This window comes from Komagataeibacter xylinus NBRC 15237 (assembly GCF_001571345.1).
GTDB lineage: Bacteria > Pseudomonadota > Alphaproteobacteria > Acetobacterales > Acetobacteraceae > Komagataeibacter > Komagataeibacter xylinus.
Genome location: NZ_BCTP01000140.1, coordinates 1 through 775 on the forward strand (window position 1 = coordinate 1; position 775 = coordinate 775).

At 61.4% G+C, this 775-nt stretch carries 1 protein-coding gene; it reads left to right on the top strand.

The window, feature by feature from the left end:
- Positions 1–775: IS1380 family transposase (locus GXY01S_RS16775; protein ID WP_156470353.1), on the top strand; the 775-nt coding region annotated here is incomplete at both ends.

A 775-nucleotide genomic window follows, 5' to 3' on the forward strand; every position in this document is an offset into this window, starting at 1 on the left:
AATACCGGGTTGAAGACCTTGTCCGTCAGCGGATCATGGGCCTGGCACTGGGCTATGAAGATCTCAATGATCACGATGCCCTGCGGCATGACCAGATCTTTGGTCTGGCCTCGGGCCGTCTGTCAGGAGGTCGGGCCACCTGTGCGGCACTGGCCGGAAAATCCACACTGAACCGGCTGGAGCGCAGTGGCCACAAGGCAGACCGTTACTGCCGCATCATTGCTGATCATGATGCCCTGGCTACCCTGTTCGTGACGCTCTTCATGGACCAGCATGAGCGCGCACCCGCCCGGATCGTTCTGGATGTGGATGCCACCGATGACCGTATCCATGGCCATCAGGAAGGCCGCGCCTTTCATGGATATTACGGCCATAACTGCTATCTGCCGTTATACATCTTCTGCGGGGACCATCTCCTCAGCGCTACCCTGCGCACGGCAGACAGGGACCCGGGGAAGGAAGCACTGGCAGACATCCGCCGGATCGTGGAGCAGATCAGGAGCCGCTGGCCCCGGGTGCGTATCCTGGTGCGTGGGGACAGCGGTTTCGCCCGGGACACTCTGATGACATGGTGCGAAGACAACCACGTTGACTTCCTGTTGGGGCTTGCAGGCAACACCCGCCTGTATGACCGGATTGCCTCTTTGTCCGCTGAGGTTCGTGACGAAGCCGCCACGACAGGCAGAGCGGCGCGCGGTTTCGCCTCCTTTGACTGGATCACAAAGGACAGCTGGACGCGCCGCAGGCGGGTGGTGGCCAAGGCCGAATGGCGCCA